General features: G+C 61.6%; 14 protein-coding genes and 3 tRNA genes. 7 read left to right on the top strand and 10 right to left on the bottom strand.

The window, feature by feature from the left end:
- Window positions 1-41: 41 nt before the first annotated feature.
- The 6 genes from clpX to ACAW63_RS15775 form a co-directional block, all read right to left on the bottom strand.
- Complete coding sequence (gene clpX, locus ACAW63_RS15800; protein WP_371226640.1) at window positions 42-1,322, bottom strand: ATP-dependent Clp protease ATP-binding subunit ClpX; 1,281 nt, start codon at window positions 1,320-1,322, stop codon at window positions 42-44.
- Between the two features lie 108 nt (window positions 1,323-1,430).
- Window positions 1,431-2,069: an ATP-dependent Clp endopeptidase proteolytic subunit ClpP gene (clpP, locus tag ACAW63_RS15795; RefSeq protein ID WP_041711910.1), complete on the bottom strand. Its 639-nt coding sequence runs from the start codon at window positions 2,067-2,069 to the stop codon at window positions 1,431-1,433.
- 93 nt (window positions 2,070-2,162) lie between these two features.
- Window positions 2,163-3,473, bottom strand: a complete 1,311-nt coding sequence (gene tig, locus ACAW63_RS15790; protein WP_370601313.1) for a trigger factor — start codon at window positions 3,471-3,473, stop codon at window positions 2,163-2,165.
- Between the two features lie 142 nt (window positions 3,474-3,615).
- A tRNA-Leu gene (locus ACAW63_RS15785) sits at window positions 3,616-3,700 on the bottom strand.
- Between the two features lie 52 nt (window positions 3,701-3,752).
- Window positions 3,753-3,828 (bottom strand) — tRNA-His (locus ACAW63_RS15780).
- A gap of 29 nt (window positions 3,829-3,857) precedes the next feature.
- Window positions 3,858-3,934, bottom strand: a tRNA-Arg gene (locus ACAW63_RS15775).
- 263 nt (window positions 3,935-4,197) lie between these two features.
- Between ACAW63_RS15775 and folD the strand changes: the two genes are divergently transcribed.
- Window positions 4,198-5,052: a bifunctional methylenetetrahydrofolate dehydrogenase/methenyltetrahydrofolate cyclohydrolase FolD gene (folD, locus tag ACAW63_RS15770; protein ID WP_331314146.1), complete on the top strand. Its 855-nt coding sequence runs from the start codon at window positions 4,198-4,200 to the stop codon at window positions 5,050-5,052.
- Between the two features lie 61 nt (window positions 5,053-5,113).
- On the opposite strand, the gene cysS is transcribed toward folD, so the two are convergent.
- Both cysS and ACAW63_RS15760 read right to left on the bottom strand, forming a co-directional pair.
- Entirely contained in the window at window positions 5,114-6,502 is a 1,389-nt protein-coding gene (gene cysS / locus ACAW63_RS15765) for a cysteine--tRNA ligase (protein WP_371226638.1), read from the bottom strand.
- A gap of 3 nt (window positions 6,503-6,505) precedes the next feature.
- Window positions 6,506-8,188: a glutamine--tRNA ligase/YqeY domain fusion protein gene (locus ACAW63_RS15760; RefSeq protein ID WP_371234686.1), complete on the bottom strand. Its 1,683-nt coding sequence runs from the start codon at window positions 8,186-8,188 to the stop codon at window positions 6,506-6,508.
- A gap of 1,121 nt (window positions 8,189-9,309) precedes the next feature.
- Between ACAW63_RS15760 and ACAW63_RS15755 the strand changes: the two genes are divergently transcribed.
- From ACAW63_RS15755 to ACAW63_RS15735, 5 genes are all read left to right on the top strand, one after another.
- Window positions 9,310-9,441, top strand: coding sequence for a hypothetical protein (locus ACAW63_RS15755; protein ID WP_259364453.1), 132 nt, complete (start codon window positions 9,310-9,312; stop codon window positions 9,439-9,441).
- Between the two features lie 135 nt (window positions 9,442-9,576).
- Window positions 9,577-11,292 (top strand): group II intron reverse transcriptase/maturase, encoded by a 1,716-nt coding sequence (ltrA, locus tag ACAW63_RS15750; protein WP_031638171.1) that lies wholly within the window; start codon window positions 9,577-9,579, stop codon window positions 11,290-11,292.
- A 121-nt stretch (window positions 11,293-11,413) separates the two neighbouring features.
- Window positions 11,414-11,920, top strand: coding sequence for a peptidylprolyl isomerase (locus ACAW63_RS15745; protein ID WP_371226635.1), 507 nt, complete (start codon window positions 11,414-11,416; stop codon window positions 11,918-11,920).
- Window positions 11,921-11,924: 4 nt separating this feature from the next.
- The gene (lpxH, locus tag ACAW63_RS15740) at window positions 11,925-12,647 is read left to right on the top strand and encodes a UDP-2,3-diacylglucosamine diphosphatase (RefSeq protein WP_371226633.1); all 723 of its coding nucleotides are present in this window, start codon (window positions 11,925-11,927) and stop codon (window positions 12,645-12,647) included.
- A 123-nt stretch (window positions 12,648-12,770) separates the two neighbouring features.
- On the top strand, window positions 12,771-14,102 hold the full coding sequence (locus ACAW63_RS15735) for an SPFH domain-containing protein (RefSeq protein WP_371226631.1): 1,332 nt from the start codon (window positions 12,771-12,773) through the stop codon (window positions 14,100-14,102).
- A 146-nt stretch (window positions 14,103-14,248) separates the two neighbouring features.
- On the opposite strand, the gene ACAW63_RS15730 is transcribed toward ACAW63_RS15735, so the two are convergent.
- Window positions 14,249-14,866, bottom strand: coding sequence for a tRNA isopentenyl-2-thiomethyl-A-37 hydroxylase MiaE (locus ACAW63_RS15730; RefSeq protein ID WP_331314136.1), 618 nt, complete (start codon window positions 14,864-14,866; stop codon window positions 14,249-14,251).
- A gap of 165 nt (window positions 14,867-15,031) precedes the next feature.
- On the opposite strand from ACAW63_RS15730, the gene ACAW63_RS15725 reads away from it, so the two are divergent.
- Window positions 15,032-15,895: a universal stress protein gene (locus tag ACAW63_RS15725; protein WP_371226629.1), complete on the top strand. Its 864-nt coding sequence runs from the start codon at window positions 15,032-15,034 to the stop codon at window positions 15,893-15,895.
- Between the two features lie 157 nt (window positions 15,896-16,052).
- Here ACAW63_RS15725 and ACAW63_RS15720 read toward each other — a convergent pair whose 3' ends face one another.
- A complete protein-coding gene (locus tag ACAW63_RS15720; protein WP_371226627.1) occupies window positions 16,053-16,529 on the bottom strand; it encodes a DUF1289 domain-containing protein in 477 nt (158 codons plus the stop codon).
- Between the last annotated feature and the right edge of the window lie 121 nt (window positions 16,530-16,650).

Here is a 16,650-nt window from a genome sequence, read left to right as displayed (position 1 = left end):
TAGATGGGAAGAAGAAAGGGGCCCTAGGGCCCCTTCTGGTTTCAGGCGTCAGGTGCAGCCTTGGCCGGCTGCTCGCTGTTCTCGTAGATCAGCAGCGGCTGGGAGGAGCCATCGATGACGCTTTCATCGATGACCACCTTGCTGACCTCGGTCTGCGAGGGGATCTCGTACATGGTATCCAGCAGGATGCCTTCGAGGATCGAACGCAGGCCACGGGCGCCGGTCTTGCGCTCCAGCGCCTTGCGGGCTACGGCCTTGAGGGCGTCCGGACGGAACTCGAGGTCCACGCCTTCCATTTCGAAGAGCTTGGCGTACTGCTTGGTCAGCGCATTCTTCGGCTCGGTCAGAATCTGCATCAGCGCAGCTTCGTCCAGCTCGTCGAGAGTCGCGATGATCGGCAGACGACCGACGAATTCCGGAATAAGACCGAACTTCACCAGATCTTCCGGCTCGACCTCACGCAGCGCCTCGCCCACCTTCTTGCCCGCCTCCTGGCTGCGAACCTCGGCGTTGAAGCCGATGCCGCCCTTGGTGGAACGGTTCTGGATGACCTTTTCCAGGCCAGCGAACGCGCCACCGCAGATGAACAGGATGTTGCGGGTGTCGACCTGCAGGAACTCCTGCTGCGGGTGCTTGCGGCCGCCCTGGGGCGGTACGGAAGCCACGGTGCCTTCGATCAGCTTCAGCAGGGCCTGCTGAACGCCTTCACCGGAAACGTCACGGGTGATCGACGGGTTGTCCGATTTGCGCGAGATCTTGTCGATTTCGTCGATGTAGACGATGCCCATCTGGGCCTTCTCGACATCGTAATCGCACTTCTGCAGCAGCTTCTGGATGATGTTCTCGACATCTTCGCCCACGTAACCCGCCTCGGTGAGGGTGGTCGCATCGGCGATGGTGAACGGGACATTGAGCAGGCGCGCCAGGGTCTCGGCCAGCAGCGTCTTGCCCGAGCCGGTCGGCCCGATCAGCAGGATGTTGCTCTTGCCCAGCTCGACGTCGTCCTTGCGCTCACGCTGATTCAGACGCTTGTAGTGGTTGTAGACCGCTACCGCCAGCACTTTCTTCGCACGTTCCTGGCCGATCACGTACTGATCGAGGATGGTGCGGATCTCTTTCGGCGCCGGAAGCTTGTGCGCACTGCTCTCTGCCTGTGCCTCCTGCACCTCCTCGCGGATGATGTCATTGCACAGGTCGACGCACTCGTCGCAGATAAAGACCGAGGGGCCGGCAATCAACTTGCGCACTTCGTGCTGGCTCTTGCCGCAGAAGGAGCAATACAGCAGCTTGCCGTTGTCCTCGCCGTTGCGGGTGTCAGTCATTCGATCGTTCCAATCGGGGATATACGTGAAGGACAAGATGAAGGCATTCGCAGGCATTTTCAAGCCCGCGAAGCGGCCGGATTACCGGCCGCGGTATTGCGGAGAAACTCAGCTGGCGGAAGGACGCTGAGTGAAGACCTGGTCGATCAGGCCATAGCTGACCGCCTCTTCGCCGCTCATGAAGCGGTCGCGGTCGGTGTCGCGGGCGATGACGTCCAGCGGCTGGCCGGTGTGATGCGCCAGCACCTGATTCAGGCGCTCCTTGATGAAGAGGATTTCCTTGGCGTGGATCTCGATGTCCGAGGCCTGCCCCTGGAAGCCGCCCAGAGGCTGGTGGATCATCATGCGCGAATGCGGCAGGCAGTAGCGCTTGCCAGCGGCGCCGCCGGCCAGCAGCAGGGCACCCATGCTGCACGCCTGGCCCACGCAGATGGTGGACACGTCGGGCTTGATGAACTGCATGGTGTCGTAGATCGACATGCCGGCAGTCACTGAGCCGCCCGGGGAGTTGATGTAGAGGTGGATGTCCTTGTCCGGGTTCTCGGCTTCGAGGAACAGCAGCTGGGCAACCACCAGGTTGGCCATGTAGTCCTCGACCTGGCCGACCAGGAAGATGATCCGCTCCTTCAGCAGGCGCGAATAGATGTCGTAGGAACGCTCACCGCGGGCGGATTGCTCCACCACCATCGGCACCAGACCACCCGCGGCCTGGATGTTCGGAACTTGCGGCATATAAGGATTATGCATGTCCGACGATCACTCCCTAATAAAAAGTCATGTCTCTATAGACGCACAAGCCAGCCCGAAGGCTGGCTTGTGACAATCGAACGAAGCGATGGATCAGGCCGCTTGCGGAGCTTCAGCAGGCTTGACCGCGTCTTCGTAGGATACCTGCTTGTCGGTCACATTGGCCTTCTGCAGGACAGTATCTACAACTTGCTCTTCCAGTACAACCGAGCGAACTTCGTTAAGTTGCTGGTCATTTTTGTAATACCAGGCAACAACTTGTTCCGGTTCCTGGTAAGCGGAAGCCATCTCTTCGATCATTTCGCGAACGCGGGCTTCGTCAGCCTTCAGCTCGTGCTGCTTGACCAGCTCGGCGACGATCAGACCCAGCACGACACGACGCTTGGCCTGCTCTTCGAACAGTTCGGCCGGCAGTTGGTCCGGCTTGATGTTGCCGCCGAACTGCTGGACGGCCTGCACGCGCAGACGGTTGACTTCGTTGCCGATCAGGGCCTTCGGAACTTCGATCGGGTTGGTCTCGACCAGACCTTCCATCACCTGGTTCTTCACCTTGGATTTGATGGCCTGACGCAGTTCGCGCTCCATGTTCTTGCGAACTTCGGTGCGGAAACCTTCCAGAGTGCTTTCCTTCACGCCGAACAGAGCGAAGAACTCTTCGTTCAGTTCCGGCAGCTTCGGCTCGGCGACGCTGTTGACGGTAACGGCGAACTCGGCGGCTTTGCCGGCCAGGTCCAGGTTCTGGTAGTCCTCGGGGAAGGTCACGTTCAGAACGCGCTCTTCACCGGCCTTGGCGCCGACCAGGCCTTCTTCGAAGCCCGGGATCATACGGCCGGAGCCCAGCACCAGCAGGGTGCCCTTGGCGGAACCGCCAGCGAAGGCTTCGCCGTCGATCTTGCCGACGAAGTCGATGTTCACCTGGTCGTCGTTCTGAGCGGCGCGGTCAACGGCTTCGAAACGGGTGTTCTGCTTGCGCAGGATGTCCAGCATGTTGTCGAGGTCAGCGTCGGCCACTTCGGCCTGCAGGCGCTCGACCTTGATGCCGTCGAAACCGGCAACCTGGAACTCGGGGAAGACTTCGAAGGTAGCGACGTACTCGAGGCCCTTCTCCTTTTCGAACACTTTCGGCTCGACGGAAGGAGCGCCAGCCGGGTTCAGCTTCTGCTCGACCACGGCTTCGTAGAAGGTTTCCTGGATCAGGTCACCGAGAGCTTCCTGACGAGCGGAGGCTTCGTAGCGCTGGCGGATGACGCTCATCGGCACCTTGCCGGGACGGAAGCCGGGAACCTTGGCGCGACGAGCGGTCTGCTGCAGACGCTTGTTGACTTCGGTCTCGATGCGCTCGGCCGGCACGCCAACGGTCATGCGGCGCTCAAGAGCGGAGGTGCTTTCAACGGAAACTTGCATGGATATTCCTCGTGGCACAGACGTAAGCCGGTCCTCCCGGCTCCCAGAATCAAGGGCAAGCATTCTAGTAGCTAGAAATGCAGAAGTCACCAAGACCGGAAGCTGCGGGAATTCACGGATGCGAGAGCTAATGGAGAGAAGATGGTGCGGACGGAGAGACTCGAACTCTCACAGCTTGCGCCACTGGAACCTAAATCCAGCGTGTCTACCAATTTCACCACGTCCGCAGGGAACCGCAGAAACGAAAACGCCAGGCTTTAGGCCTGGCGCTTCGGAATATGGGGTGGACGATGGGAATCGAACCCACGACACCAGGAGCCACAATCCTGTGCTCTACCAACTGAGCTACGCCCACCATATTACATGCTTGTACCGAACGCCACATGGCGCACCCGGCAGGACTCGAACCTGCGACCATCCGCTTAGAAGGCGGATGCTCTATCCAGCTGAGCTACGGGCGCTTTAGTGGCTGCAACCCTTGCTTAGCAGATCAGTGGAAACCACTGAACCGGTTTGCACCACCTTCTGCTTTCGCTTCGGGCTGTGCTCGGCAAGCGGGGCGCATGTTATCGATGCGCCCATACCTCGTCAACAATTTTTTTAAAAAAAATTCAAAGAGATAAAGGAGTTACGGCAAATCGAGGGTGCCCGCCTTTGCCTTATGAAGGCAGCGTGCGAAAATGCGCGCCATCTTTTCACCCGCCTTAATGGTTATCCCCCCGACATGACTGCAAAACTGATCGACGGCAAAGCGATCGCCGCCAGCCTCCGCCAGCAGATTGCCCAACGCGTCAATGAACGCCGCCAGCAAGGACTGCGCATCCCCGGCCTGGCTGTGATCCTGGTCGGCAGCGACCCCGCCTCTCAGGTCTATGTCGCGCACAAGCGCAAGGACTGTGAAGAGGTAGGCTTCCTCTCCCAGGCGTACGACCTCCCCGCCAGCACCACCCAGCAAGAGCTGCTGGCCCTGATCGACCGCCTGAACGCCGATCCCGCCATCGACGGCATTCTGGTCCAGCTCCCCCTCCCCGCCCACCTCGATGCCTCCCAGCTGCTGGAGCGCATCAGCCCGGACAAGGACGTGGACGGTTTCCACCCCTTCAACATCGGCCGCCTGGCCCAGCGCATCCCGCTGCTGCGCCCCTGCACCCCGAAGGGCATCATGACCCTGCTGGAAAGCACCGGCGTCGACCTGTACGGCATGGATGCAGTCGTAGTGGGCGCTTCCAACATCGTCGGTCGCCCCATGGCGCTGGAACTGCTGCTGGGTGGCTGCACCGTCACCGTGACCCACCGCTTCACCCGCGACCTGGCCGACCACGTGCGCCGTGCCGACCTGGTGGTCGTGGCCGCCGGCAAGCCGGGCCTGGTCAAGGGCGAGTGGATCAAGGAAGGCGCCATCGTCATCGACGTGGGCATCAACCGCCAGGCTGACGGCAAGCTGGTGGGCGACGTGGAATATGACGTGGCCGCCGAGCGCGCCAGCTGGATCACCCCGGTTCCGGGCGGTGTCGGCCCCATGACCCGCGCCTGCCTGCTGGAAAACACCCTGTACGCCGCCGAACATCTGCACACCTGAGTTCGTCGCGCACAAGAAAAAGGCCGCTGATCAGCGGCCTTTTTCATTTCCGAAGGAGCGCTTACTCGGCGAGACGCCAGGTAGTACCGCCCTTGCCGTCTTCCAGCACCACGCCCAGCGCGGTCAGCTCGTCGCGGATGCGGTCGGACTCGGCCCAGTTCTTCGCCGCGCGGGCATCCAGGCGCGCCTGGATCAGCGCTTCGACCTGCGCAGCATCGACCTTTCCTGCCGCGCCAGCCTGGAGGAACGCGTCCGCATCCAGCTGCAACACACCCAGCAGGCCGGCCAGCTCGCGCAGACGCGCCGCCAGAGCAGCCGCCGCTGTCGGCTCGCTATCACGCAGACGGTTGATTTCACGCGCCATCTCGAACAGCACGGCAACCGCTTCCGGCGTACCGAAGTCGTCGTCCATCGCCGCGGCGAAACGCTCGACGAAGGCTTCGCCACCCTCGGCGGCCACCTGCGGCAAGCCACGCAGCGCGGTGTAGAAACGCTCCAGCGCGCCCTTGGCTTCCTTCAGGTTGTCTTCGGAATAGTTGATCGGACTGCGGTAGTGGCTGGAGACCAGCAGGAAGCGCACGACTTCCGGGTGGTACTTTTCCAGCACTTCGCGGATGGTGAAGAAGTTGCCCAGGGACTTGGACATCTTCTCGCCGTCCACGCGCACCGCGCCGGCATGCATCCAGCTGGCCGCGTAGAGCTTGCCGGTGGCCGCCTCGCTCTGGGCGATCTCGTTCTCGTGGTGCGGGAACACCAGGTCCGGACCGCCGCCGTGGATGTCGAAGGTCTCGCCCAGGCAGCAGGTGGACATCACCGAGCACTCGATGTGCCAGCCCGGACGACCGGCGCCCCAGGGCGATTCCCAGCTCGGCTCGCCGGGCTTGGCGCCTTTCCAGAGCACGAAGTCCAGCGGGTCTTCCTTGGATTCGTCGACCTCGATCCGCGCACCGATGCGCAGGTCCTCGATCTTCTTGCGCGACAGCTTGCCGTAGCCGGCGAACTTGCCGACCCGGTAGTAGACGTCGCCGTTGCCCGGCGCGTAGGCGTAGCCCTTGTCAATCAGGGTCTGGATCATCTCGTGCATACCGGCGATGTGGCCGGTGGCGCGCGGCTCGATGTCCGGCCGCAGGACCGACAGGCGCGCCTCGTCTTCGTGCATCGCGGCGATCATGCGGGCGGTCAGGTCTTCGAACGATTCGCCGTTCTCCTGGGCACGACGGATGATCTTGTCGTCGATGTCGGTGATGTTGCGCACGTAGGTCAGGTCATAGCCGCGATGGCGCAACCAGCGGGCGATCACGTCGAACGCCACCATCACACGGGCATGGCCGATGTGGCAGAAGTCGTAGACGGTCATGCCGCACACGTACATGCGCACCTGGTTGCCGACCAGCGGCTTGAAAGCGTCCTTGGTCTTGGACAGCGTGCTGTAGATCTGCAAGTCAGCCATGCCTCACTGCCCCCACGAATCGCGCAGGGTCACGGTGCGGTTGAACACCAGGGCGCCGTGCCTGGAATCCTTCGAGTCGACGCAGAAATAGCCCTCGCGCTCGAACTGGAAGCGATCGACCGGAGTGGCGCCAGCCAGCGACGGCTCGGCGCGGCAACCCTTGAGCACGACCAGGGAGTCCGGGTTGATGTTGTCGAGGAAGCTGCCGCCCTCTTCCGACTTCTCCGGGTTGGCGGAGCGGAACAGGCGGTCGTACAGGCGCACTTCGCACTCGATGCTCTCGGCAGCCGGCACCCAGTGGATCACGCCCTTGACCTTGCGGCCCTCGGGGTTCTTGCCCAGGGTGTTCTCGTCATAGCTGCAGCGCAGTTCGACGATGTTGCCTTCGGCATCCTTGATGGCCTCGTCGGCGCGGATCACGTAGCTGCCGCGCAGGCGCACTTCGCCACCCGGGATCAGGCGCTTGTAGCCGGCCGGCGGCACTTCTTCGAAATCGCTGGCGTCGATGTAGATCTCGCGGCTGAACGGCAGCACGCGCATGCCCATGTCCTGCTTCGGATGGCACGGCAGCTCGAGGCTCTCGACCTGGCCTTCCGGGTAGTTGGTAATGACCACCTTCAGCGGTTTGAGCACGCACATGGCGCGGCCGGCGTTGGCATCCAGGTCGTCACGGATGGCGAACTCCAGCATGCCGATGTCCACCACGCCGCCGGCGCGGTTCACGCCAATCATGTCGCAGAAGGCGCGGATCGAGGCCGGGGTGTAGCCACGGCGGCGATAGCCGGAGAGGGTCGACATGCGCGGATCATCCCAGCCGTCGACGTGCTTCTCGTCCACCAGCTGCTTGAGCTTGCGCTTGCTGGTGATGGTGTAGTTCAGGTTCAGGCGCGCGAATTCGTACTGGCGCGGCTGGGCCGGGACCGGCAGGTTGGCCAGGAACCACTCGTACAGCGGGCGATGATCCTCGAACTCCAGGGTGCAGATGGAGTGGGTGATACCCTCGATGGCGTCCGACTGACCGTGGGTGAAGTCGTAGCTGGGGTAGATGCACCACTTGTCGCCAGTCTGGTGGTGATGGGCATGGCGGATGCGGTAGAGGATCGGGTCGCGCAGGTTGATGTTCGGCGAGGCCATGTCGATCTTCGCGCGCAGCGAGCGGGCGCCGTCCGGGAATTCGCCGGCCTTCATGCGGGCGAACAGGTCCAGGTTCTCTTCCACCGAACGGTCGCGGAACGGGCTGTTCTTGCCCGGCTCGGTCAGGGAGCCGCGGTAGGCGCGCATTTCCTCGGCGTTGAGGTCGCAGACGAAGGCCTTGCCGGCCTTGATCAGTTCCACCGCCCAGGCGTGCAGCTGGTCGAAGTAGCTGGATGCATAGCGCACCGGGCCGACCCAGTCGAAGCCCAGCCATTTCACATCGGCTTCGATGGCGTCGATGTATTCCTGGTCTTCCTTCGCCGGGTTGGTGTCGTCGAAGCGCAGGTGGCAGTCACCGCCGAACTCCTTGGCCAGGCCGAAGTTCAGACAGATGGACTTGGCGTGGCCGATGTGCAGGTAGCCGTTGGGCTCCGGCGGGAAGCGGGTGACGATCTTCTGGTGCTTGCCACTTTCCAGGTCGGCCGCAACGATCGGGCGCAGGAAGTTGGCGGCAACAGTGGCTTCTTTAGTATCGGCGGTAGGCTTGCTCATGGTGTCCTTGATCATGCTGGTGTTCGGCCAGGGTAGGCCAGCCAAACCAAAGCGCTTATCATAGCCGAAGCTGGTGCGACACGCATGTGCGTGTCCCGGTAGGTCTGGGTAGCTGACCCTGGTCCTCAAATCCTTGAATTTCAAGGGTTTGGAATTCCAAAACAAGCAGCACTCTGTAAAGGCAACGGCCTGGTTTCTCCCCCTCCCAGGGTCATTTCATGGCTCCCGGCTGGTGTTGGATCGAGACAAAAAGGTGGCCGTGCGCCCTCTCTTTGCTCTCAAAACAGGCTCCTGAAACAACTTTTTACATTTAAGTTGGATCAGGAAACCCGAGCTAAAAGGCAGCTGGAAACCACTCCACCGCCACCCTTCTGGGGAGACTCCCCACAAGGGATATCTCTCAATCAGATCGGCATATGCTCTCGTTGTCCTCAATGTCGCGACGACATAGGGACATGGTGCGACCTATCTGGGCCGCCTGCTCTGATCTCTCATTATCCAACCACCGTCAGTACGAGGTGGCAGCGGATCTGTTATGCGACTAGCAGTAGCCTAGGAAGATGTGCGTCACTGGCAACGGTGGGGTGCAAAGCTCTTCCGACAATGTAACCCCCGCAAGGCACCAGAAACCGCGAGGCGACTGGTGATGACCCGGAGTAGTACCGGGTCTGGGTGCTAGGCTGGCTGGCACGGGTAACTCATGTGAACTGCTGATAAACACCGTAACTATGATCCTGCCTACGACTACTATTGGCAGGGACCAAAAGGTACTGGGGTGCAGTTGCTCTCGTCGGCTTCGGGAGCACGTCGCTAAAACAACACCCCCGGTGAAAAGGCAGACCCTAAACCAGTCGTGTGAAGATCAGGGAACGTGGTAAGCCCGTATAGCTGCCCTTCGGGCAGGTGAACCGCAAGGAACACTGATAGCTATGCGGGTATGGGATTGTGGAGAAAGCGAAAGCCGGGCTGTAATGGACCGGATAGGGGTTGGAACATCACCCCGCCCGAAAGGGAGCAGACTTCCACATGGTCTTACGTCGCAAGACGCCTGACTGACCTCACTCAACACGTGGCCAATACAAGCCCACCTCCCTACCGGGAACGGGCACCAAGGAGGAATGATGAAAGGCATCGCTCACGAGATCATCTCGGCGGCAAAACAAGCCCCAGTCATCTACTTCGCGCCATTGGTAGGTGCGATCCGAGAAGTCAAAGCCTTATGGAAACGCCTCCAGGCGTCCCAGCAGGCCTGATCGACCGGCTCCAAACCCACTCAAAGGCCGTGAACCTCCGGGTTTACAACAGCCACATCAATCATCCCGACGGGAGCCAACACTCCCTCGGGGGTCAATTGGCTTCCGCTCGGGTTTAACCGAGAGGAATGCAGCATGAAAGAACACGGACTGTCCGTGTCTGCGCTTCCTGACGGCCCTCAGCATTGGCACGACATCGACTGGTGTCGCGTACAGAGGAACGTCCGAGGAACGCAGATACGGATTGCGAAGGCTTGTCGGGAAAACAACTGGCGGAAGGTCAAAAGCCTCCAACGGATGTTGACCCGCTCCCGCTCAGCCAGATTTCTGGCCGTACGGCGAGTCACCGAAAACCAGGGAAAACGAACGGCGGGAGTCGACCGGGTCCTCTGGGATACACCCGAAGCCAAATTTGCAGCTACATCGCAGCTTGAGCCTCGTGGATATCAACCGCACCCGTTGAAACGGGTGTACATCCCCAAAGCCAATGGTAAGGAACGCCCTCTGGGCATTCCGACCATGTTGGACAGGGCCATGCAGGCGCTGTATCTGCTGGCACTAGCCCCCATCGCTGAAACGCAAGCCGACCCGAACAGCTACGGCTTTCGGACGGAGCGCTCCACGCACGACGCAATGGGTCAGCTATTTGTCTGTCTCTCCAAAGAGTTCTCACCACAGTGGGTCCTTGAAGGCGACATCGAAGGATGCTTCGACAACATCAATCATGACTGGCTCACCCGCAACGTCCCCATGGACAAACGGGTACTCCGTAAGTGGTTGAAGGCAGGGGTAGTCCACAAAGGCCAGCTCTCGGCAACGGAAGCCGGCACGCCGCAGGGAGGGATCATCTCCCCTACCCTTGCGAACATCGCGCTCGATGGCCTGGAGTCTGCCCTGAAGCAACACCTGGGGAAGACCCGAGCCAAAACGCTGAAAATCAATGTCGTGCGATATGCGGATGACTTCGTCATCACAGGTCAATCCAAGGAGATCCTTGAGACTACGGTTCGCCCTTGGGTCGAGCAGTTCCTAGCTACACGGGGACTTAAACTCTCACCTGAGAAAACCCGCATCACCCACATCGACAGTGGTTTCGATTTCCTTGGCTGGAATTTCCGCAAGTACCCCAAAAAGGGAAAACGGACGCTCCTGATCAAACCGAGCAAGAAGAACGTCAAGGCGTTCTATCGCAAGGTCAAGGAAATCATCAGCGACAACAAGACGGCCCGGCAGGAGAACCTCATACGCCTGCTGAGTCCGGTACTGCGTGGTTGGGCTCTGTATCACCAACCCGTAGTCGCGAAAAGAGCGTTCAGCCTGATGGACCACATGGTCTTCAAAGCTCTATGGCGTTGGGCAATAAGGCGACATCCAAGGAAAGGGCTCACATGGATTCGGGCGAGGTACTTCCGAACCATAGGCCTCAGGAACTGGGCGTTCGCCACCACGGTAGTGGATGAAAAGGGAAACAAACGGGAAATCGAACTCTTCCGGTCCGCCGGAGTGAAGGTAAGGCGCCACAAGAAGATCAGAGCGGAGTACAACCCGTTCGATCCGACCCACGAAGAGGAAGGTGAAAAGCTGCGAATGCTTCGGATGCTGGATAAGCTGAAGTACCGCACGCAGGTCGCCACTCTCTTCACGCAACAACGCGGTCTGTGCGTGCTTTGCAATACCCCCATATCCAAGGAAACTGGTTGGCATGACCACCACATCGTCTACCGCTCACAAGGTGGTAATGACTCCCTGGAAAACCGGGTACTATTGCATCCCGAGTGTCACCAACGACTCCACGCACGTGGCCTAAAGGTGAGTAAGCCGGCCCCATCCAGGGGTTTAGCAAAGGCTTGAGCCGTATGCGCTGAAAGGCGCACGTACGGTTCTTAGGGGGCGTCGGACCAGTAATGGTCCGGCGCCACCCGACTCAACCCCCTGACAGGCCTTCGATTTTTCCAACCAGCGGAATTCCCTGATGACTACCACCGTCAAACTGCAGACCAACTTCGGCGATATCACCCTCGAACTCTTCGACGACAAGGCGCCGGAAACCGTGGCCAACTTCAAGGAGTACGTGAAGGCCGGCCATTACGACAACACCGTTTTCCACCGCGTGATCAACAACTTCATGATCCAGGGCGGCGGTTTCGAGCCGGGCATGAAGCAGAAGAGCACCAACAAGCCGATCAAGAACGAAGCCAACAACGGCGTCGGCAACAAGGTCGGCACCATCGCCATGGCCCGCACCATGGAGCCTCATTCGGCCAGCGCGCAGTTCTTCATCAACGTGGCTGACAACGACTTCCTCAACCACAGCGCACCGACCGTTCAGGGCTGGGGCTACTGCGTGTTCGGCCAGGTGAAGGACGGCATGGACGTGGTCAACAAGATCAAGGGCGTGGCCACCACCATGCGTTCGGGTCACCAGGACGTGCCGGCCGACGACGTGATCATCGAGAAAGCCGAAATCCTCGGCGAGTGAGTCGATGAGCGTCCTGTTCATCTCGGACCTGCATCTCGAAGCGGAACGCCCGGACATCACCCGGGCGTTCTTGCATTTCCTCGCCACCCGCGCCCGCACCGCGCAAGCGCTGTACATCCTCGGCGATTTCTTCGAAGCCTGGATCGGCGACGACGGCATGGACGAGTTCCAGCACTCCATCGCCCGCGCCCTGCGTGAACTGTCCGATAGCGGCACACGCATCTACCTGATGCACGGCAATCGCGACTTCCTGATCGGCAAGGCCTTCTGCCGCGAGGCCGGCTGCACCCTGCTGCGCGACCCGAGTCTGATCGACCTGGGCGGCGAAAAGGTCCTGCTGATGCACGGCGACAGCCTGTGCACCCTCGACGCGGCCTACATGAAGCTGCGCCGCTGGCTGCGTAACCCGCTGACCCTGTTCATCCTGCGCAACCTGCCCCTGGCCACCCGCCACAAGCTGGCGCGCAAGCTGCGCAAGGAAAGCCGCGCGCAGACGCGCATGAAAGCCAGCGAGATCGTCGACGTCACCCCGGCGGAGGTCGAGAAGATCATGCGCGACAAGGGCGTGCGCATCCTCATCCACGGCCATACCCATCGGCCGGCCGTACACGAACTGGAGATCGACGGGCGCCCCGCCCGACGCATCGTCCTCGGCGACTGGGACCGCCAGGGCTGGGCCCTGGAAGCGGACGACCAGGGACTACAGCAGGCCCCCTTCCCGCTCTGAGAGCACCGGCCGCCAGCATGGTGGCCTTCCAGCGCCAACCTACACGCACTGTCAGATGTTTCCTCTTGACCGCCACCGGCGGCCTTGCGCAGCATCGCCGCTTTGCTCACTCAAGGAAGAACCATGCTGCTCTCCAAGGAAAGTCTCATCAAATATGCCGCCGCACCGCTCGCGATAGCCGCCGTCGGCTTCATCCTGTTCAACGGGGTCTTCTTCTATAACGAAGCCGGCTACATGACCCACGTGCGCACCATCTTCGGCGAAGAGAAGATCGTCGACGACGTGGGCTACGCCACCAAGTGGTTTGGCCGCGCCACCACCTGGAAGAAGGCGATCAGCGTGCAGTCCGTCCTGGTGATGGACGAGAACGACAACAACCCCGACAACGACGCCCTGGGCGCCACCATCGAAGCCTTCCCCATCGTGTTCCTCGGCAACGTCGACGCCAAGGTCGAGTCCTCGGCACGCTTCCGTCTGCCCGGTGGCGACTCCTTCCTGAAGATGGCCCAGGAATACCGCAACCCGGACAACTTCATCCGCACCGCGCTGGTTCCGGCGATCAAGGAAACCCTGCAGGCCACTGCCTCGCTGATGAGCGCCGACGATTACTACGCCGGCGCCCGCAGCGAATTCGCCGCCGAGTTCGAGAACCAGCTCAACGATGGCCTGTACCTGATCAAGCGCAAGGAAGTCCGCGGCCCCCGCGGCGCCCTGCCCCACCAGACCGCCATCCTGCAGGCCGGCACCGAACAGGGCAGCTTCGGCGACAACAACGCCAGCCAGTTCGTCACCGAGAAGGTCACCGATGCCAAGGGCATCCCGGTGCGCAAGCAGCAGCAGTTCCGCAAGTTCGGTGTGGAAGTGGTGGAAGCACGCATCACCAACGTCGACCCGAACCCGCAGTACAAGCAGCGCATGGTCAAGGTCCAGCAGGCCCTGGCCGAATTGGCCGTGGCCCGCCAGAACCGCCTGAAGGAAGAGGAAGAGAAGCTGCTGGTCACCGCCCGCGGCGAGAAGGAAGTGGAAGCCAAGCGCCAGGAAACCCTGCGCGACCAGATCGAGCGCACCACCCAGGCGGAAACCGACAAGCAACTGGCGGTGATCAACGCCGAGCGCGAGAAGCAGCGCGCCGAGATCGAGAAACAGACCGCTGAACTCTTGCGCGACAAGGCCGCCGTGACCGCCCAGGCCACCAAGATCACCGCCGACGCCGATGCCTACGCCCGTGAAGCGGTGATCAAGGCGGACGGCGCGCTGCAGCCCAAGCTCGATGCACTGATCGCCATCAACAAGGTATGGGCCGAGGCCGCCGCCCAGGCGCCGGTGCCCAGCGTGATGATGGCCGGCGGCCCGACCAGCGCCAGCAGCCGCCAGGACGAGATCGGCCAGCTGATGGGTGTGTTGGCGACCAAGGCCGCCCGCGATCTGGCGCTGGATCTGAAGGTGAAGGACTGAGTTCGACTCTTTTGTAGGAGCGAGCTTGCTCGCGAACGGATTTCCCGGCAGCTCCAATGGCTGGGCTGGTTCGCGAGCAAGCTCGCTCCTACGAAGAGCCAAAGGAAAGCGCCCGACTGGGCGCTTTTTTCATTCCGGCTCGCGGATCAGGCCGCCAGCTCGCTCGGCACACCGCTATGGAAGCGGAATTCGCTGTCCGGCGAGCGAATCAGCTCCGCTTCCACCTCGCGAATCTCCACCACGCGACGATCGATGTCCGCGTCATCGCCATAACGACGCGCCAGGCTCAGGTAACCCTGGAAGTGCCGCGCCTCGGACTTGAGCAACGAGCCGTAGAACTTCGCCAGATCCGCATCCAGGTGATCCACCAGCGCAGCAAAACGCTCGCAGCTGCGGCACTCGATGAAAGCGCCGACGATCAGGGTATCCACCAGTTTGTGCGGCTCGTGGTTGCGCACCACGGCGCGCAGGCCGGAAGCATAGCGGCTGGCGGAGATCGGCCGCAGCGGGATGCCACGCTTCTTCAGGATCGCCAGCACCTGCTCGTGGTGGCGCAACTCCTCGCGCGCCAGGCGCGACATGAAGTTCACCAGTTCCTCGTGGGCGCTGTACTTGGCGATCAGGGCCAGGGCCGTGCTGGCGGCCTTGAACTCGTTGTTCTTGTGGTCGATCAGCATCACCGCCTGATCCCGCAGCGCGGCTTCCACCCACGCATCCGGCGTGGCACAACCGAGGAATTCCCTGATTTCAGACAGCATGCTCAACTCCAACGAAGCGTTCCACCGGCTGGCCGGTGTCATGAATGCGGGGCATTATACGAATGCAGCCGCGCGGAACCAGCGTCCGCCCTTGATATGCCTCAACGTCATGACGGCGATATCCCGACTACAGTTGTTCCACATAAACAACGCGCACGAAGGGAGACGATCATGCAAGCCATCCGTAGCATCCTCGTAGTCGTGGACCCCAGCCAGCCGGACGGTCTCGCCCTGAAACGGGCGCGCCTGATCGCCAGCGTCACCCAGTCCCACCTGCATCTGCTGGCCTGCGAGAAGCGCGGCGACTGCACTGCCGCGCTCGAAGAGCTCACCCAGGGGCTGCGCGAAGAAGGCTTCAGCGCCTCCAGCCGGCAGGCCTGGAAGGACGGTCTGCACCAGACCATCATCGCCGAGCAGCAGGCCGAAGGCTGCGGCCTGGTAATCAAGCAGCACACCCCCGACAACCCGCTGAAGAAGGCGCTGCTGACCCCGGACGACTGGAAGCTGCTGCGCCACTGCCCCTCCCCCGTGTTGCTGGTGAAAACCAACCAGCCCTGGGCCGGACGCAATATCCTCGCGGCGGTGGACGTGGGCAACAGCGATGCCGAGCACCGCACCCTGCACGCCGGTATCGTCAGCCATGCCTATGACATTGCCGGACTGGCCCATGGCGAACTGCACGTGATCAGCGCCCACCCCTCGCCGATGCTGTCGGCCGCCGACCCGACCTTCCAGCTCAGCGAAACCATCGAGGCGAAGTACCGCGAGGCCTGCCGGGCGTTCCAAGCCGAGTACGGCGTCGATAACGACCACCTGCATATCGAGGAAGGCCCGGCCGACGTCCTCATCCCGCGCGCGGCGCACAGCCTGACGGCTGCCGTCACGGTGATCGGCAGCGTGGCGCGCACCGGCTTCTCCGGCGCGCTGATCGGCAATACCGCCGAGGTGGTGCTCGATGCGCTGGAGAGCGACGTCCTGGTGCTCAAGCCGGACGACATCATCGCCCATCTGGAAGAGCTGGCTGCCCAACCCTGACGGGACAAATGCGGAGCGACATCCTGTAGGAGCGAGCTTGCTCGCGAAGCGCCCAGCACCGGAGCTGCCGGGAAATGGTTCGCGAACAAGCTCGCTCCTACATAGAGCATGAAAAAGCCGCCCGTCGGGCGGCTTTTTCATGCAGGCATCGTTCGCCTCAGACCCGCGACTCCATCCCCTCGGCCAGGAAGCGCGGAGCGATGTAACGCTCATAGTGCGCCTCGGAGAGGATGAAGAATTCCTTGTCGATGGCATCGCGCAGCTCCGGCAACGGCCAGTCGCGAAATTCCGGCAGCAGCGCCAGGCCATAGGCCTCCACCTGGTTGATCATCCGCGAGCCGCGGGCGATCAGCTGGTAGGCCCAGCAATAGGGCGACTGCTCGGGGACGAAGCGGATCTGCCGCTGCTCCAGTTGCGCGCGCAGGCGCTGCGGGTCGAAGACTTCCAGCTTGGCCATCATCACCTGGGTCAGTAGAACCTCCAGGCGGCTCAGCACCGAGCGTTTCTCCTGGTCGCTGTAGCCGTTCCAGTGCACCACTTCATGATGGAAACGCTTGCAGCCACGGCAGACCAGGTCGCCATAGACCGTCGAGCAGAGCCCGACACAGGGAGTTTTGATGCGCGAAGAAGACATGACGGAAGGAGTAGCGGGCAAAGCGGCATATTAGTGTCCGAGGGGGCATCCTCGCAAACCGCGTTGCCCTGTGGTCGGACACGACCATTGTCTAGGCAATATCACCCTTGCGGGGGTAGCA

The organism is Pseudomonas sp. QE6 (genome assembly GCF_041379005.1).
Taxonomy (GTDB): Bacteria; Pseudomonadota; Gammaproteobacteria; order Pseudomonadales; family Pseudomonadaceae; genus Pseudomonas.
Note: the sequence above shows the minus strand (reverse complement) of the source record. Positions and strands in the feature narration are given on the sequence as shown.

Excerpts from the sequence above, each read along its gene's own strand:
- clpX (WP_371226640.1), bottom strand. The coding sequence starts at position 1,322 with ATGACTGACACCCGCAACGGCGAGGACAACGGCAAGCTGCTGTATTGC.
- clpP (WP_041711910.1), bottom strand. The coding sequence starts at position 2,069 with ATGCATAATCCTTATATGCCGCAAGTTCCGAACATCCAGGCCGCGGGT.
- tig (WP_370601313.1), bottom strand. The coding sequence starts at position 3,473 with ATGCAAGTTTCCGTTGAAAGCACCTCCGCTCTTGAGCGCCGCATGACC.
- folD (WP_331314146.1), top strand. The coding sequence starts at position 4,198 with ATGACTGCAAAACTGATCGACGGCAAAGCGATCGCCGCCAGCCTCCGC.
- cysS (WP_371226638.1), bottom strand. The coding sequence starts at position 6,502 with ATGGCTGACTTGCAGATCTACAGCACGCTGTCCAAGACCAAGGACGCT.
- ACAW63_RS15760 (WP_371234686.1), bottom strand. The coding sequence starts at position 8,188 with ATGAGCAAGCCTACCGCCGATACTAAAGAAGCCACTGTTGCCGCCAAC.
- ACAW63_RS15755 (WP_259364453.1), top strand. The coding sequence starts at position 9,310 with ATGAAAGGCATCGCTCACGAGATCATCTCGGCGGCAAAACAAGCCCCA.
- ltrA (WP_031638171.1), top strand. The coding sequence starts at position 9,577 with ATGAAAGAACACGGACTGTCCGTGTCTGCGCTTCCTGACGGCCCTCAG.
- ACAW63_RS15745 (WP_371226635.1), top strand. The coding sequence starts at position 11,414 with ATGACTACCACCGTCAAACTGCAGACCAACTTCGGCGATATCACCCTC.
- lpxH (WP_371226633.1), top strand. The coding sequence starts at position 11,925 with ATGAGCGTCCTGTTCATCTCGGACCTGCATCTCGAAGCGGAACGCCCG.
- ACAW63_RS15735 (WP_371226631.1), top strand. The coding sequence starts at position 12,771 with ATGCTGCTCTCCAAGGAAAGTCTCATCAAATATGCCGCCGCACCGCTC.
- ACAW63_RS15725 (WP_371226629.1), top strand. The coding sequence starts at position 15,032 with ATGCAAGCCATCCGTAGCATCCTCGTAGTCGTGGACCCCAGCCAGCCG.
- ACAW63_RS15720 (WP_371226627.1), bottom strand. The coding sequence starts at position 16,529 with ATGTCTTCTTCGCGCATCAAAACTCCCTGTGTCGGGCTCTGCTCGACG.